The 15189-nt window shown below is 65.8% G+C and carries 16 protein-coding genes; 9 read left to right on the top strand and 7 right to left on the bottom strand.

All coding sequences use genetic code 11. The annotated features are described in order from the left end of the window. Positions 1–54: 54 nt before the first annotated feature. On the top strand, positions 55–975 hold the full coding sequence (locus ACFYOW_RS09505; RefSeq protein ID WP_387286269.1) for a sigma-70 family RNA polymerase sigma factor: 921 nt from the start codon (positions 55–57) through the stop codon (positions 973–975). Between the two features lie 49 nt (positions 976–1024). Here the strand turns inward: ACFYOW_RS09505 and ACFYOW_RS09500 are convergent, their stop codons facing one another. Then, positions 1025–1228 carry a hypothetical protein gene (locus tag ACFYOW_RS09500; protein ID WP_040686425.1) on the bottom strand — a complete coding sequence of 68 codons (204 nt, stop codon included), beginning with the start codon at positions 1226–1228 and terminating at the stop codon, positions 1025–1027. A 176-nt stretch (positions 1229–1404) separates the two neighbouring features. Between ACFYOW_RS09500 and ACFYOW_RS09495 the strand changes: the two genes are divergently transcribed. Continuing rightward, on the top strand, positions 1405–2583 hold the full coding sequence (locus ACFYOW_RS09495; RefSeq protein WP_387286267.1) for a pyridoxal phosphate-dependent aminotransferase: 1179 nt from the start codon (positions 1405–1407) through the stop codon (positions 2581–2583). Here ACFYOW_RS09495 and ACFYOW_RS09490 read toward each other — a convergent pair. Together ACFYOW_RS09490 and ACFYOW_RS09485 are read right to left on the bottom strand one after the other, a co-directional pair. Next, a complete protein-coding gene (locus tag ACFYOW_RS09490; RefSeq protein ID WP_063044424.1) occupies positions 2580–3230 on the bottom strand; it encodes a trimeric intracellular cation channel family protein in 651 nt (216 codons plus the stop codon). The genes ACFYOW_RS09495 and ACFYOW_RS09490 overlap by 4 nt on opposite strands. Positions 3231–3264: 34 nt before the next feature. Further along, positions 3265–3909, bottom strand: a complete 645-nt coding sequence (locus ACFYOW_RS09485; RefSeq protein WP_387286265.1) for a LysE family translocator — start codon at positions 3907–3909, stop codon at positions 3265–3267. 320 nt (positions 3910–4229) lie between these two features. On the opposite strand from ACFYOW_RS09485, the gene ACFYOW_RS09480 reads away from it, so the two are divergent. From ACFYOW_RS09480 to ACFYOW_RS09465, 4 genes are read left to right on the top strand one after another with little or no spacing between them, the layout of a single operon-like run. Next, positions 4230–5888 (top strand): DNA repair helicase XPB, encoded by a 1659-nt coding sequence (locus ACFYOW_RS09480; RefSeq protein WP_387286263.1) that lies wholly within the window; start codon positions 4230–4232, stop codon positions 5886–5888. A gap of 41 nt (positions 5889–5929) precedes the next feature. Further along, positions 5930–6598 (top strand): DUF3239 domain-containing protein, encoded by a 669-nt coding sequence (locus ACFYOW_RS09475; protein WP_387286261.1) that lies wholly within the window; start codon positions 5930–5932, stop codon positions 6596–6598. Positions 6599–6637: 39 nt separating this feature from the next. Then, positions 6638–7273, top strand: a complete 636-nt coding sequence (locus ACFYOW_RS09470) for a LysE family translocator (RefSeq protein ID WP_387286259.1) — start codon at positions 6638–6640, stop codon at positions 7271–7273. A 49-nt stretch (positions 7274–7322) separates the two neighbouring features. Further along, complete coding sequence (locus ACFYOW_RS09465) at positions 7323–8714, top strand: M1 family metallopeptidase (RefSeq protein WP_387286257.1); 1392 nt, start codon at positions 7323–7325, stop codon at positions 8712–8714. A gap of 3 nt (positions 8715–8717) precedes the next feature. Here the strand turns inward: ACFYOW_RS09465 and ACFYOW_RS09460 are convergent, their stop codons facing one another. After that, entirely contained in the window at positions 8718–9533 is an 816-nt protein-coding gene (locus ACFYOW_RS09460; protein ID WP_387286255.1) for a hypothetical protein, read from the bottom strand. Between the two features lie 332 nt (positions 9534–9865). Between ACFYOW_RS09460 and ACFYOW_RS09455 the strand changes: the two genes are divergently transcribed. After that, positions 9866–10378: a hypothetical protein gene (locus ACFYOW_RS09455; protein ID WP_040686433.1), complete on the top strand. Its 513-nt coding sequence runs from the start codon at positions 9866–9868 to the stop codon at positions 10376–10378. On the opposite strand, the gene ACFYOW_RS09450 is transcribed toward ACFYOW_RS09455, so the two are convergent. Beyond that, complete coding sequence (locus tag ACFYOW_RS09450; protein ID WP_387286253.1) at positions 10379–12778, bottom strand: helicase-associated domain-containing protein; 2400 nt, start codon at positions 12776–12778, stop codon at positions 10379–10381. A 142-nt stretch (positions 12779–12920) separates the two neighbouring features. Between ACFYOW_RS09450 and ACFYOW_RS09445 the strand changes: the two genes are divergently transcribed. Continuing rightward, positions 12921–13109 carry a hypothetical protein gene (locus tag ACFYOW_RS09445; RefSeq protein WP_063044417.1) on the top strand — a complete coding sequence of 63 codons (189 nt, stop codon included), beginning with the start codon at positions 12921–12923 and terminating at the stop codon, positions 13107–13109. A 102-nt stretch (positions 13110–13211) separates the two neighbouring features. On the opposite strand, the gene ACFYOW_RS09440 is transcribed toward ACFYOW_RS09445, so the two are convergent. After that, positions 13212–13835 carry a resuscitation-promoting factor Rpf1 domain-containing protein gene (locus ACFYOW_RS09440; RefSeq protein ID WP_387286251.1) on the bottom strand — a complete coding sequence of 208 codons (624 nt, stop codon included), beginning with the start codon at positions 13833–13835 and terminating at the stop codon, positions 13212–13214. 366 nt (positions 13836–14201) lie between these two features. Next, a complete protein-coding gene (locus ACFYOW_RS09435; RefSeq protein WP_387286249.1) occupies positions 14202–14444 on the bottom strand; it encodes a hypothetical protein in 243 nt (80 codons plus the stop codon). Between the two features lie 201 nt (positions 14445–14645). Between ACFYOW_RS09435 and ACFYOW_RS09430 the strand changes: the two genes are divergently transcribed. Continuing rightward, positions 14646–15071 (top strand): cold-shock protein, encoded by a 426-nt coding sequence (locus ACFYOW_RS09430; protein ID WP_387287413.1) that lies wholly within the window; start codon positions 14646–14648, stop codon positions 15069–15071. Positions 15072–15189 lie beyond the last annotated feature (118 nt).

Below are 15189 nucleotides of genomic sequence, written 5' to 3'. Positions count from 1 at the left end.
TGGTGTCACGACCGGCTCGTCGGGCCCATCAGCGCGGAACGTAGAATGAGCCCGATGGTTGCCGCTCTTCTCGCCGACTTGTTCGAATCGCATCGGGCGCATCTGCTCTCGGTCGCCTACCGGCTGACGGGCAGTGCGGGCGACGCCGAGGACGCCGTGCAGGAGAGTTGGCTACGGCTGGCCGGTGCGCATCAATCCGAGATCGAGGATCTGCGGGGGTGGCTGACCACCGTGGTCAGCCGAATCTGCCTGGACCGCCTGCGCAGTGCCGCGGTGCGCCGGGAAACCTATGTCGGGCAGTGGCTTCCGGAGCCGGTCGTGACCGGTACCACGCCATCGACCGTGCCGGATCCGCTCGAGGCGGTGGTCCGCAAACAGGAATGCAGCCTCGCCGCCCTGGTGGTGTTGGAGAGTCTGACGCCGCCGCAGCGCGTGGCATTCGTTCTGCACGACGGGCTTTCGGTGCCGTTCGACGAGATCGCCGAGATCCTCGGCATTTCGGTGGAGGCGGCGCGCCAGCTGGCCGTGCGGGCCAGGAAGTCCGTCGCGCAGGCCCCGCCGCCCGTCCCGGATGTCGAGCACGCGGCCGCGGTGCGCAATTTCATCGCCGCGCTGTCCGCCGGTGATATCGCCGCGATAACCGCTGCACTGCACCCGGATTCGGTAATAATCGGCGATGCGAACGGCACCACGTCCACCGCGATCAATGTCATCGCCGGTGCGGACAAGGTCGCCCGTTTCCTCCTCGGGCTGATGCGCAAGTACGGTATGGACGGCTCCTCGGAGCCGACACTGGAATTCGAATTCGCCACGGTCAACGGTCAATTGGGTTTGGTCGTGTATCGGGTCGGCCCGGGTTACGGTCGGCTCGAGGGTCCGCCCCGGGTGATCGGATTCGCGGTTCGCGACGGATTGGTCTGGGGTACCTACGATCTCGCGAATCCGGAGAAACTGTCCCACGTCCGCCTGGGGTGAGGCGGTGCCAGGCCGGGCCCTCATCGCCAGGCCTGACACCGCCATCGGGTTACGGCGTGGACGAGCCCAGGAACCAGTCCCCGGTCGACGATCCGGTGCCGCTATTGCCGGTCGAGGATCCGTTGAACCAATCGCCGGTGGACGAGCCGAAGCCGGCGATCAGGTCGTGTGCGATATTTCGCAGGAAACCCAGTACCGTTCCGGCGACCTCCGACGCGGCCGGCTGCAGTACCAGGTCCAGATACGAGGCCATAAGCGCCCCTTTCGAGCTACCGCCGCAGGTCGGCGGTTTGTGAGGTAGAACACGGCGAGGCTAGCCGCCGTTGGGACACCGCACAACCATGCAGGTAGAAGGGCCAATTCAAAAGTGAAATATAGCCTTTCGCTATCTGTTGGCAACAATGGCGATCGCTGGGCTACTCTCCGGATATGTCCTCGCAACCCGCGACCGTCGCACGCCTGCGCCCCTTCGCCTCCACGATCTTCGCGGAGATGACCGAATTAGCCGTCCGGCACGAGGCGATCAACCTGGGTCAGGGCTTTCCGGATACCGACGGACCCGCGGGCATGCTCGAGGTCGCGCGTCAGGCCATTGCCGACGGGCTGAACCAGTACCCGCCCGGCCGCGGTATGCCGATCCTGCGGCGCGCCATCGCCGCCGACCGGGCCCGCCGCTACGGCACCCAGTACGACCCGGACACACAGGTCCTGGTCACCGTCGGTGCGACGGAGGCGATCAGTGCCGCCGTGCTCGGTCTGGTCGAGCCCGGTCAAGAGGTCGTGCTGATCGAGCCCTACTACGACTCCTATGCGGCCGCGATCGCGCTGGCCGGAGCGCGACGGCGCACTGCCCATCTCGTCGCCGACGGTGACCGCTTCGTACTCGACCTGGACAGCATGCGCGCCGCCATTACGCCCGCGACGAGGATGCTGATCGTCAATTCACCGCACAACCCGACCGGCACCGTGCTCGACCGCGCCGATCTGACCGCGATCGCCGAAATCGCCTGCGAGCACGACCTATTGGTGCTCACCGACGAGGTTTACGAACACCTCGTCTACGACGGCAACGAGCACATCAGCCTCGCCACCCTGCCCGGTATGGCCGAACGCACCGTCGTGGTGTCCAGTGCGGCGAAGACTTTCAGCGTCACCGGTTGGAAAACCGGCTGGGCGCTCGGTCCGTCCGAACTCATCGACGGTGTGCTCGCGGCCAAACAGTTCCTGACCTTCGTAGCGGGTGGGCCGTTCCAACCGGCCGTCGCGCACGCGCTGAACAACGAACTCGGCTGGGTCGCCGCACTACGAGACACGCTGTCGGACAAGCGACTCCGGCTCGCCGCCGCACTGAAGGACACCGGCTTCGGGGTGAAGGAGAGTGCGGGCGGCTACTTCATCTGCGCGGATATCACACCGCTCGGCGCAACCGACGGCTTGGCTTTTTGCCGGGAACTGCCCGCTCGGCTGGGAGTCGCGGCCGTGCCGCTGCTCGCCTTCGCCGACCACGTCGATGCGTGGAATCACCTGGTGCGCTTCACATTCTGCAAACGCGACGAAACCCTCGATGAGGGCGTGCGCCGGCTTCGCGCGGGTGTTCGAGTCGGCTAGGCCCGGTCCTGTGGACGCCGTCGCGCCTGCGGTGCGTGCCAGTCGTACCGCATCGCGAGCAGGCGAAATACGATGGCGCCGAGCGCGGCGCAGGCGCCGGTGATCGGGTTGTAGGCATTGAAATGCAGTAGCGTCGCGGTCGCCGTGGCACCGAAAAGTGCTGGTACCGCATAGATCTGCTCGGGTATCAGCACACTCGGCGTCTGCCCGCCGAGCAGATCGCGGATCACTCCGCCGCCGATCGCGGTGACCAATCCGAGCAGTGTGGCCGAGGGTGCGCCGAGACCGTGGTTGTAGGCGATCACCGTGCCGGTCACACAGAACAGCCCGAGCCCGAACGCATCGGCCACGCCGAGCGGACCGCCGGTCACGCGCGGCGACGGATGCCAGAAGAAGATGACCGCGGCCGCGAGCAGCGCGGTCCACAGGTAACTGAGATCGACGAACGACGCGGGTGGTGTCCGGCCGATCACCAGATCCCGAATGACACCGCCACCAAGGGCTGTACTGCAGGCCAGTACCACGATCCCGAATACGTCGAATCCGCGCCGCACCGCGAGCAGCGCCCCCGAGGTCGCGAAGGCGAAGACGCCGAACAGCTCCCCGACATGCTGCGCGGTATTCACCGCGGAATCGAAATGCGCCATGCGCACACGATCACATATTCAGCGGCTCCCGGCGTCAGGCAGGCATCGGCCGCGCATGGTCGGTCGCGACCAGTACCGCGATCCCGCCGAGCATCGTGCCCATGAAGTAGCGCTGGATCCGCAGCCACAGCGGCCGACCGGTCAGGAAGGCGGCGATCCCGCCTGCGCCGAGCACGATCAGCCCGTTCACCGTCAACGCCACCGCGATCTGCACCGACCCGAGGCACAGACTCTGCAACCACACCCGGCCGTGCTCGGGCGCTACGAACTGCGGGATCAAGGCCATGTACATGATCGCGATTTTCGGATTGAGCAGATTGGTGACCAAGCCCATGGTGAACAGTCGCCGCGTCGGATCTGGCGGCAGCTCGGCGGGTGCGAAGACCGAGGTCCCGCCGGGCCGCACCGCCTGCCAGGCCAGCCACAACAGGTATCCCGCACCCGCCAGCTTCACCGCCAGATACAAGCCGGGCACGACTGCGAACACCGCGGTGATCCCCGCTGTGGCCGCCGCCAAGTAGACCCCGAATCCGGCCGCGACACCCCCGAGCGACACCAATCCGGCCCGCCGTCCCTGCGAGACGCTGCGCGATACCAGATACATCATGTTCGGTCCCGGTGTGAGCACCATTCCCAACGCGGCCGCCGCGACACCGAATAACGCAGCAGTCTCGATCATGCCCCCGATCCTCACCCGCACTCCCTGTCGATGTCTCGGTCCAGTCGGACACCGCTGGACCGACCAGGTGACGTCATCGCGCAGTCGTGTCTCGATCCAGCGGGATCCCGCGGTATCCGGACGAGAATGGTCGGTCGGTGCATCTTCCCGGAACAAAACAGGCTGCTCGCACGCTGTATGTGCGAAGTCCACGCAAGCTACGCCCGTCGGGAGCAGGATCGATGCCGCATCCGATGGGTTGTCGGTGGCGTCGGGAACAATGGGCCGGAGTCGCACGAGCGATCCGACAATGCCGGACGCGCCGTATACGAGGAGAGACTGTGACCGACGGTCCGCTGATCGTTCAGAGTGACAAGACGCTGCTCTTGGAGGTCGACCACGAGTTGGCCGGGGTGGCGCGGCAGGCCATTGCGCCGTTCGCGGAATTGGAGCGGGCGCCCGAGCATGTGCACACCTATCGGGTGACGCCACTGGCGCTGTGGAATGCGCGGGCGGCGGGTCATGATGCCGAGCAGGTGGTGGATGCCCTGGTCAGCTACTCGCGGTATGCGGTGCCGCAGCCGCTGCTGGTCGACATCGTGGACACCATGGCCAGGTACGGCCGGTTGCAGCTGGTGAAGAATCCGGCGCACGGGTTGACGCTGGTCAGTCTGGATCGCGCGGTGCTCGAGGAGGTGCTGCGGCACAAGAAGATCGCACCGATGCTCGGCGCCCGCGTCGATGAGGACACCGTCGTCGTGCATCCGTCCGAGCGCGGCCGGATCAAACAGATGCTGCTGAAGATCGGCTGGCCGGCCGAGGATCTGGCCGGCTATGTCGACGGCGAGGCACATCCGATCGAGCTGGATTACACCGGCGGGAAGTGGCATCTGCGCGATTACCAGGAGATGGCGGCCGATTCGTTCTGGGCCGGTGGTTCGGGTGTCGTGGTGCTGCCGTGTGGTGCGGGCAAGACGATGGTCGGCGCGGCCGCGATGGCCAAGGCGCAGGCCACGACGCTGATCCTGGTCACCAATACGGTGGCCGGACGGCAGTGGCGGCGTGAGCTGCTGGCCCGGACTTCGTTGACCGAGGACGAAATCGGCGAATACTCCGGCGAGCGCAAGGAGATCCGTCCGGTCACCATCGCCACCTATCAGGTGATCACCCGCCGCACCAAGGGCGAATACAAGCACCTCGAACTCTTCGACAGCCGCGATTGGGGCCTGGTCATCTATGACGAGGTGCACCTGCTGCCCGCACCGGTCTTCCGGATGACCGCCGATCTGCAATCGCGGCGCAGGCTCGGTCTCACCGCGACCCTGGTGCGCGAGGACGGCCGCGAGGGCGATGTGTTCTCGCTGATCGGACCCAAGCGCTACGACGCGCCGTGGAAGGATATCGAGGCGCAGGGCTGGATCGCCCCCGCCGACTGCATCGAGGTCCGGGTGACCCTCACCGATGCCGAGCGGATGGCCTACGCCACCGCCGAGCCAGAAGAACGCTACAAGCTCTGTTCGACCGCGCGCACGAAAATCCCTGTGGTGGAATCGATTCTGGCTCAGCACAAGGATGCGCAGACCTTGGTGATCGGCGCGTATCTTGATCAACTCGACGAGCTCGGCGCGGATCTCGATGCGCCGGTAATTCAAGGTTCTACGAAAACCAAAGAGCGCGAAGAACTTTTCGATGCCTTCCGGCGCGGTGAGATTCCGGTGCTGGTGGTGAGCAAGGTCGCGAACTTTTCCATCGATTTGCCCGAAGCCTCTGTCGCGGTGCAGGTTTCGGGAACGTTCGGTTCGCGTCAGGAAGAAGCGCAACGGCTCGGTCGACTGTTGCGGCCGAAACACGATGGTGGCCAAGCCCACTTCTATTCGGTCGTCGCACGTGACACCCTGGACGCCGAATATGCCGCGCACCGGCAGCGTTTCCTCGCCGAACAGGGTTACGCGTATCGCATTACGGATGCCGATGACTTGCTGGGACCGGCCATCGGATAAGCGGAGGAATTACCTCCGATACGTGTGCTAGGAATGATGACGTGCGACGCTTCGAATTCGCGGTGGACCGGCAGCACGCCCATGCGGTCAACGAAGTCTTCGCCGACTTACGTCGACTGCGTGTCATGGCGATCGCGGCCGCCGTCATCGCCGCGACCGGCACCGCGTATCTGATCTGGCTCAACCATCCGTGGGCCTATCTGCTGGCGATCGCATTCGCACTCGGCGCGGTCGTCGCGCTGTGGGTGGCGTTCTGGACACCGCACCGCTCCAGCATCGACAAGCTCTATGCCGACGGTGAACTGGTGCCCGCGGTCGTGTCCGAAACGCATCCGGGCGGGGTGGTGCTGCTCGCACTGGTCGATGTCTCGAAACCGGAGACCCACGACCCGCACTATGCCTTGGTGATCAGGAAGGTCAGGGATCTGCCGGGGCACGAGAAGCGCGCGGGTGAGCGGGTGCCGTCGGTCGCGGTGCGCACCGATCGGGCGCCGCGTCAGGTCGGCGAGCGCTGGCAGTCGGTCAGCGCCATGCCGATCGCCTGGGGCACCCGTGACGGCACCGTCATCGATCGGGCGCGTGCGGCCATCAGCGAGGTCGAATGGCGATTGCTCACCGATAATCTGGAACTCGCCGACAAGGTGCGGCGCACCTCTGCCAAACGGTTGCTGCTCGACCCGCACCAGCTGCCTGGTGACCTCGGGTCCTGATCAGCCGAATTCCCTTGCGCCGCCGAATAGACTCGGTAAATGGTTCCGGCGTCCAACCTGCTGGCTTTCATCGCCGCATCGATTGTCATCATCGTCATCCCCGGGCCGGGTGTGCTCTTCACCATCGGCCGGGCCCTCGCGCTCGGCCGCCGCGCCGCCCTGGTCTCGGTATTCGGTCATTCCGTGGGCGTTTTCATCGCGCTACTGCTGGTCTCGGTGGGCCTGGGCACCCTGCTCGCGGCTTCGGCGCTCGCGCTCACCGTGGTCAAGTTCGCCGGTGCGCTCTATCTGATGTACCTCGGCATCCAGGCGATCCGTGAGCGCAAGGCGCTGCGGACGGCGCTGAACGCGCAGATCGACCCCGCCGATGCCAAGGTCTTTCGGCAGAGCGTCTTCGTCGGGCTGACCAATCCCAAGGCGATCGTCTTCTTCTCGGCGGTATTGCCGCATTTCGCCGAACCGTCGGCGGGTTCGCTGCAGTTGCAATTCCTGATCCTCGGCTCCATCTTCCTGGCGATCGCATTGATCTCCGACAGCGCTTGGGGCCTGCTCGCCGCATCCGCACGCACCTGGTTCGCGCGCTCGCCGCAACGACTGGAGGCGGTCGGCGGTGCGGGCGGTGCGATGATCTTCGGCCTCGGCGCGTCGGTGGCACTCAGCGGTAGCGCCGACTGAAGCGACTACCATCCACCGAGGTCAGGTGGGCCATGAAAGGGGTGGTGGTATGAGGTGGTCCGGCTGGTTGTGTGCGGCCGTGATCGGCGCGCTGGTCGCCGCCCCGGTTCCGGCGAACGCCGATCCGCTCGTCGGCGCGCCGGGTCTGGACGATCCGTACTACCCACTGGACGGCAATGGCGGCTACGACGTCGGTCACTACGAGGTCACCATCGACTACGACCCGCCGAGCCATCAGCTCACCGGCACGACCGCGATCGACGCCACCGCCACCCAGGCCCTGCGGATGTTCAATCTGGACTTCAACGGCCCGGACGTGCGCATGGTCTCGGTGAACAACCTGCCCGCCGCCTTCGACCGCAACGGCGACCACGAACTGACCGTGACCCCACTGCTGCCGCTGTTGCCCGGCCTGCCCTTCACGGTGACCGTCGACTACGCCGGGCAAGCCAGGAACACCGAAGGCGAGGGGTGGACCTACGCGCCCAGCGGCGGCGCCTTCGTCGCGGGCGAACCGCATTCGGCCACCACCTGGTATCCGCTCAACGACACCCCGTTGGACAAGGCCACCTTCACCTTGCACGCGTCGGTTCCCGCGGAATGGGAGGTGGTTTCCACCGGTGTGCGGACCGAGAACGCGGTCGTCGGTGCGCAGCGCAACGTCACCTGGGAGTCGCATCAACCGGTGCTCGGCTACCTGACCACGGTCGCGATCGATCACTACAGCTACCTCGAACAGCGCCGCGCCAACGGAACCCCGCTGATCAGCGCCTTCGCCCAGAATGCGGAGGGCAATCGGGAAACCGAGCACCGTCTGCCCGAAATCATCGATTTCGAAGAGGCGCTCTACGGCCCCTATCCGTTCGACACCGCGGGTGGCATCTACGTCGACGCGGATCTGGAGTTCTCGCTGGAGACCCAGACCCGTCCGATCTACGCACCGTGGACCGACCTGCCGACCGCCGTGCACGAAATCGCGCACCAATGGTGGGGCGATTCGGTTTCGGTGCGGCAATGGTCGGATATCTGCCTGAACGAATGCTTCGCCAGCTACACCGCGGACTATCTGTGGCCGGAGCGGATGGAGGGAAAGGACGTCGACGCGGCCTACCGCGAGACCATTCGGAAGAACCGCTCCGAGCCGAAATTCTGGGATATTCCGCTGGAAAATCCGGGCGTCGGAAATGAATTCACGTCCGTCTACTATCGCGGCCCGCTGTTCCTGCACGCCCTGCGCAAACAACTCGGTGACGACGTATTCTTCACGGCCGTCCGGGAATTCAATGCCGCGCACGCTTACGGCAATGCTTCGATGCCCGAATTCCGCACCTTCATGCAGTCGAAATCCTCGACCGATCTGACCAGCTTCTTCGACGCCTGGCTGAACCGCACCACAATGCCCCCGGATGAGTACCTCTTCCCTGGCGGACTGCGCGGCTGACGCTCAGTCGACGCGTTCGCGGGCTTTTTCCACCCGGCGCTCTGCCCGATCGAGTTGTTTCCGGGCCGCGCGTAGTTGGTCTTGTGCGCCCCGATCGGCGGTGCGGGCGAATTGCTTCTGCTGTTCGGCGTGCGCAAGCTCTTCGCGCAGTGCGTCTATGCGGGATTCGCTGTCGGTCAATCGGTTTGCCGTCTCTTCAGCAGCGGTCTGCGCTGAATCCATTGCTGCACGGGCAGTTTCGAGGGCTTCGAGTGCGTCATCGAGTTCTTGCCCGGCATCGTCTTCTGCGACGGGTTCGGCGGATTTCTTTGTGCCCGTTCCGCTTACCGAGGTGAGTGCGGCACCGCCCGGTCCGAAACCCGCATAACTCGCCGACGTCACCACTGTCCCGCTGCGCACCTGCTCGGCGACCGTGTCATCGGCCAGCGCCGCCGTAAGCGTCTGTCCCACCTCACGCAGCACCCCCTCGGTGACCGGATGCCCGCGATCCGCGGCCAGGGCGCCCGCCCGCTTGGCAAGGGCATTGACCACTTGCTGCCGCTGCGTGGTCAGTGTGCGCAACTGATCGCCGGACAATTCCCGTTGCGCCGTACGCAGTGCGATCCCCAGTTGCAGTAGCGCATCGACATCATCGGGTGCGGCACGGGCCAGCAGGTTCACCGTCCAGGCGACCACCGTCGGTTTACGCAGTTTGCTGACGGCGGTCGCGAGCGCCTTATCGCCCGCATCCTTGGCCTCGGCGACGCGTGCCGCCCTGGCGGCGATGAACTCGCCAGGGTCTAATCCGTACAAGTCGACGGCGACCTCTTCGAGCCTCATACCTGCCAAGCGTAACGACCGGGTCTCGGGAAGCGACAGAGTGCACATGCTGGACAAACGTCCATGTGTTCGTAATGCGAAAGGCATTGATAGTGAACAGTTCAGGAATCATGGTCCTGGTCAACCTGATCCCGAAATTCGTCAATCTCGCGCTGATGGGGCTGACCGGACTCTACGGGCAGTACTGAGCCGCGCCTCGGTGTTGGTCGGTTGTCCGAACTGCTGATGCGGTTCGGACAACCGTGACGGTATCCTCACCGCGTTCACATCTGTCGTGAACACGTCCGTGAACACGTTCGGTGAGAGAGGGTTTCACGTTGAAGTTCCCAGGAATGAGGCTGCTGGCACGTATTGTGCTCGCCCTCCTGGCGGTGGGCGCATTGGTGGCCGTGGTGACCGGTTGTTCGGCGCTCGACAATGCAAGCAAGTCCGACACCGCCAAGGCGAAGGTCGGTGATTGCATCAATGTCACCGACAGTTCGTCATCGGCCACCAAGTCCGAGCCGGTCGACTGCTCGTCGCCGAAGGCGGTTTACAAGGTATTCCAGACCGCGGACAAGAAGATCGAATGCGCGGCCGAATACACCACCTACACCGAGGATCTGGTCAGTGGCGGCCAGGCCTACATGTGCCTCGCGCCGAACTTCAAGCAGGGCAGCTGCTACGCCGACGTCGGCACCAACCCGTACAAGTACGTGGACTGCTCCTCTTCCGAAGCCACCTTCAAGGTGGTGCAGCGCATAGACGGTCAGGCCGACGAATTGCAGTGTGGCGCCGACGCGACCAGCTTCGTGACCGTCCCGGACCCGAAGGTCACCTTCTGCCTCGGCGCAGCCAAGGGCTGATTACTCGAGTAGTGCTACCGACGCGATCCGGTGCAAGGTGAAATGCCGGATCGCGCCGGTCACCGGGTCCAGTGCGTCGAGCTGGCCGTTGCCGACCTTCAATGGTTCGACCACGCGCTGTGACGCGACGCCCTGGGCGTCGACATAACCGATATTGACCGACCGCCGCACCCGCGCCGCCAATTGCAGCAGCGCCAGGGTTGCGGCGGTACTCGTTCTGGTGCCGTCGGGGCGCACCGCCTGGCCGTTGCGGGCGCTGGCGGCCCGATCACCCGCACGCAGCTCCGTGACGAGCAGGGTCAGCTGTTCGGTGCTCGGTGGCGTCGGGCGATACGGCTGCCTGGCATGCGGACGCACCGCGATGCGGGCGCCGCGCGGGCGCAGATCGACAATGGTGCCTGCGGAATCCTCACCGGCCGGGGCGAATCCGGCCGCGCGCAACCGCTCGAGCAATTCGCCGAGCGGAGCCTGGGCGATGGCGACGGTGGGTGCGATGGCCCGCAGCGCGAGTTCGTTCGCCACCGGCGAGCTCAGCACCTGAGCGAGCAGTGCCGGATCGTCACTGCGTATGAACGACTGCGCCATACCGGCCCGTAGCTGGCCGTGCCTGCGCGCGACGTCATCGATCAGATAGGTCAGCGACTGCGGGATCGGTGTGCGGGAATGCGTGGTGAACAGCGTATGCAGTTCGGCGGCGGTCATCCCGGCATCGAGCGCACGTCGCACCGATGTGTCACTGATCCGGTAAACCGTTGCCGCACCCGCGGATTCGATATCGGCCACGAGTGCCACCCGGCCCTGTAGCTCCGGCGTCAGCGGACCGGGCGCGATGACGGTCAGATCCGCCTGGACAAGCACATGATCGATGGGCTCGGGCAGCGCCGACTCCATCTCGGCCTCGGCATCGGACGCGCTGGTCGGCGAGCCGTGCAGCAAGGCTCGCGCAGGTGAGGCAAGCGCGCCGCGTCCGATGAAACCGAGCGTCGCGGCCTCGTCCAGCGTGTGCTCGACCGCCTCGGCGCGAAAGTGCCTGCGCCACCGCGGTTGCCGCCAGGCCAGCAGTCGGCCGATATCGGTGGGGACCAGTGCGGTGCCGGTCGGATATTCGGCGAGCAAATTCAGCATGGTGCGACGGTCGCGCGGCGCGTGCGGGGTGCGCAGTTCGATCGCCAATGCCGCCAGCGGTTTGTCATTGGCGTCGCGCATGCCGATCATCCACGGCGTGCGGTCCAGGTCCAGCCAGGCCTGTGCCAGCGCCACCCAGCGTCGCGCGGGCGGTGCGTCGCGCCAGCCGTCGGCGGCCGGTGTCGGTGCCCAGAAGTCGTCGGTGGAGTCGAATTCCGGTGGCGGGTCCGGCATACCCTTCTCGACGAGTTTGGCGGCGGCGAGTAGTTCGACGAGCAGTCCGGCGCGCGGTTCGTCGATACCGGTCTGTTTGGCGATGCGGCGCAACTCCCGCACTCCGAGACCACCCGCGCGCAATGCGGGCGCGGGCGCCTGGCCGAGCGCCTCCAGAATGTCGGCACAATGCCGCAGCAGCTCGCCCACTTCGCCCGCCGCGACCGCATTCACTTCGGTGGGGTTGTGCTTGGTCGGTGTCGGCTCCGGCGGTTTCAGCGCGTGCGGATGGGTCACCGGCTCCCGGCGCAGCACCTGGCCGACGGTGACCGGTAGTTCGACCGTCTCCTCGTCGATCCAGTGCAGTAATCGGCGGCCGAGCAGTTGCTGGATCGGGCGGTCGGCCGGTGTGCCCGGAGCCGCGTCCCTGGTGCGTCCGCGCGGGCCCGTGGCGGCCAGCTTGTCCAGCAGCGCACGTTCGGCGGGGGAGACGGCCGCGAGGGCCGCTGACACCTCGGGCTCGGTCAGCGCATCCGGAATTTCGGTGGTGCTGCCCATCGGCCACGGCAGCGCCTCGGCGGTGGCCGGTATCAGATGTAGGTCGTCACCGACGTTCCAGACCAGCGCGCGATCGGATAGGCGGGCCAGCGCGGCATCGATCGCCGCGACCTTGACCCGATCTTTCAACTGCACGCACAATGCTTTGCGACTCATCGGCGTTCCACCCGAACCCGTCGCCCGATGCACCGCAAGGGTTTCCACGATCGCGAACTCGAGTGTATCCAGGTCATCGGTGGCACGTAGGACCGAAGCGCGCTGCTCGGCGCGGGCCGCGAGCACCGCCATGGAGGAGGGCAGTGGCACGGCCAGATCGGGCCGGAGTTCGAGCAGGGCCACCAGCTGCGCATCGCTGCGGGCCGCGAGCCACCCGGCCAGGGATTCGGTCGCAGGCTTTCCCGCCTCCCCGGACCTTTTGCCGGTCGTGAGTGTCGCGTGACCGCCGTCGCGGGCCGACGGTCGTGTGCCCGGTCCGGCTTTGGGCGTCCCCGACGAGTTACCCATGTGCTCTCGAGATCAGTCGTTGCATCGCAGTCCGAATATTGTCGATTTTGTCAGCCTAGTTGATGTCGTTTATCCGTGGCCGGGCGTGGGCAGCGGCGGAGGGCAGAGTGCTGGCGGGTCGCTCGCATGCCACAATGTGGTCGTGGTGAACAAATCGAAGAAACCCTACGTCGACCATGGCTGGCCCTCGGTGGAGGACGGTGGCCATGCGGTCACCGAACTGTCGTCGACTCGTTCCGGTGGGCTCTCGCCATTCGGTGAGGACACCGAGTTTCCGCTCCCGGCCGATCAGCTGCCGTACATGCACCCGAATACGGTGATCAACCGCTGAGCGGCACACCGCTCGGTACCCGGACGGAAAACCCGCGGATACGAAGAAGGTCCCCGCATCATTGATGCGGGGACCTTCTCGTATGGTCTGCGTTGTGAGGACTCAGGAGGGCAGCATGCCCTTGTTCGCCTCGTAGAAGCTCACGACTGCCGGGTCGAGCTGAGTGCCCTTGGCGGCATTGAAGAAATCGAGGGCTTCCTGCGGGATCTGCACACCCTGGCCCTGCACGACGGCGACGGCGCGGTCGATCGCGTCGAACACCTGCTGGCTGGGGTCGGCGACGGCCTGCTCGGGAGCGGCGGGCGCTGGGTTCCAGCGCGGGGTCTCGGTGGAGGAGGGGGCGGTGCGTGGGGTGGATCCGCTGCTCAGGCCGAGCGAGGCCGAGCATCCGGGCCAAGCGCCCCAGCCCTGGCTGGCGAGTACCTTCTCGGCGACCGCGATCTGCTGTTCGCGGGTGGCCTGGTTGGCGGTCGCGGCGTATTCGCCGCCGCCGTGCGCATTCCAGGTGGAGGGGGAGAACTGCAGTCCGCCCTGGAAACCGTTGCCGGTGTTGATGCCCCAGTTGCCTCCGGCCTCGCACTGCGCGAGGCGATCCCAATCCTGGTCGGGTGCCGCGCTGGCGTTTCCAGCGAGAGCCACACCTGCGGTGCCGATGATCGCGCCGGTGACGGCGACCTTGGCTACGGTGCGCCCGGTGGAGGTTGGCTTGCGATGGCGTCCACTCATATCGGGTTCTTCTGCCTCTCGTACGCATCTGCACGTGGTCCGGACTGAGAGGTCGTCCGTCCCGCCCCCACCCCTGCTTCCGTTGGGCTCCGGTACCCGCGGGGTGAGGTTTGATGCGGCGGGCCGGTGGTTGCCGGTTGTCCCGGCTGGGTAAGACCGTACGACGATCAGCGCGAAAAATCACTATTTGGTAACCGGCGGGTCCGCGCGGATCTCGGACCGGTATCGGTTGCGGCGGACAAGCTTCCGCGCAGCTGAGACAGGGTGCCGTCGGGCCGGTCACGGGCCACTACCGTTCCGTTATCGCGCCGTTATGTGATGAAGATCACACCGGCGGTTCGGTAACGATTAGCAGGGGTAACCGGTTTACCGCGATCGTCGGCCGGACCACAGTGCGAAGACGATCGCGCAGAGGAAGCCGAGCGGCGCCAACATCGCCAGCAGATACAGCCACAGGCCCGGGTCGGAATCGCTGAGGACCGGCGTCAGAAATATGGCGACGATCGCAAGCAAGCCGATCGCGAACAGACCGAGTGCCACGTACAGCAACCGGTCGCCGGCGCGGCGCGGTGAGCGGCTCGGAGGCGGTGGCGCGGATGGGTTCGTCACTGCTCGACCGTAAAACTGATGTGCTTGCGTTATTCGCACCGGGGTAGACTCTGTGTCTATCGCGTCCTGCACAGCTGTGGGGCGCGTTCTTTTCGCAAACTGACAGGAGCTGTCCGAGGCGGTATGCCGGACGAGCACCTGGGCAGACGGATGTGCTCGGGCCAGTGGGGCTCGAGTTTCGATGACGAACGGGTGAGTGCAGTGCCGACCGGCAGGGTGAAGTGGTACGACGTCGAAAAGGGCTTCGGCTTCCTTTCCCAGGACGAGGGTGAGGATGTCTATGTCCGTTCGTCCGCGCTGCCCGACGGCGTCGATGGGCTCAAGCCCGGCCAGCGGGTCGAATTCGGCATGGCCGCCGGTCGCCGTGGCCCGCAGGCGCTGAGTCTGAAGGTACTCGAATCGCCGCCCTCGGTCCGTCAGGGCCAGGAGCGTGATCGCAGTGCGCACAAGGAACCGGTCGCGCGCAAGCACACGCCGGACGAGCTGCACGGGATGGTCGAGGACATGATCACCCTGCTCGAGGCCAAGGTGCAGCCAGATCTGCGCAAGGGCAGGTACCCGGATCGCAAGACCGCCCAGCGCATTTCGGAAGTGGTGCGGGCGGTCGCGCGCGAACTCGATCACTGACGTTCGCGGATAACGAATTACGCGCGCTGCCCGGCCTACCGGGCAGCGCGCGAATCGTTTTCAGGCCCGACCTTTTCGAGCGACCTGCAAGCAGTCGCTGCTGACCTTTTCGAGCGAC

The sequence above is a fragment of the Nocardia sp. NPDC006982 genome (assembly GCF_042869435.1).
Taxonomy (GTDB): domain Bacteria; phylum Actinomycetota; class Actinomycetes; order Mycobacteriales; family Mycobacteriaceae; genus Nocardia.
This window is presented reverse-complemented; position numbering and strand designations above follow the sequence as displayed.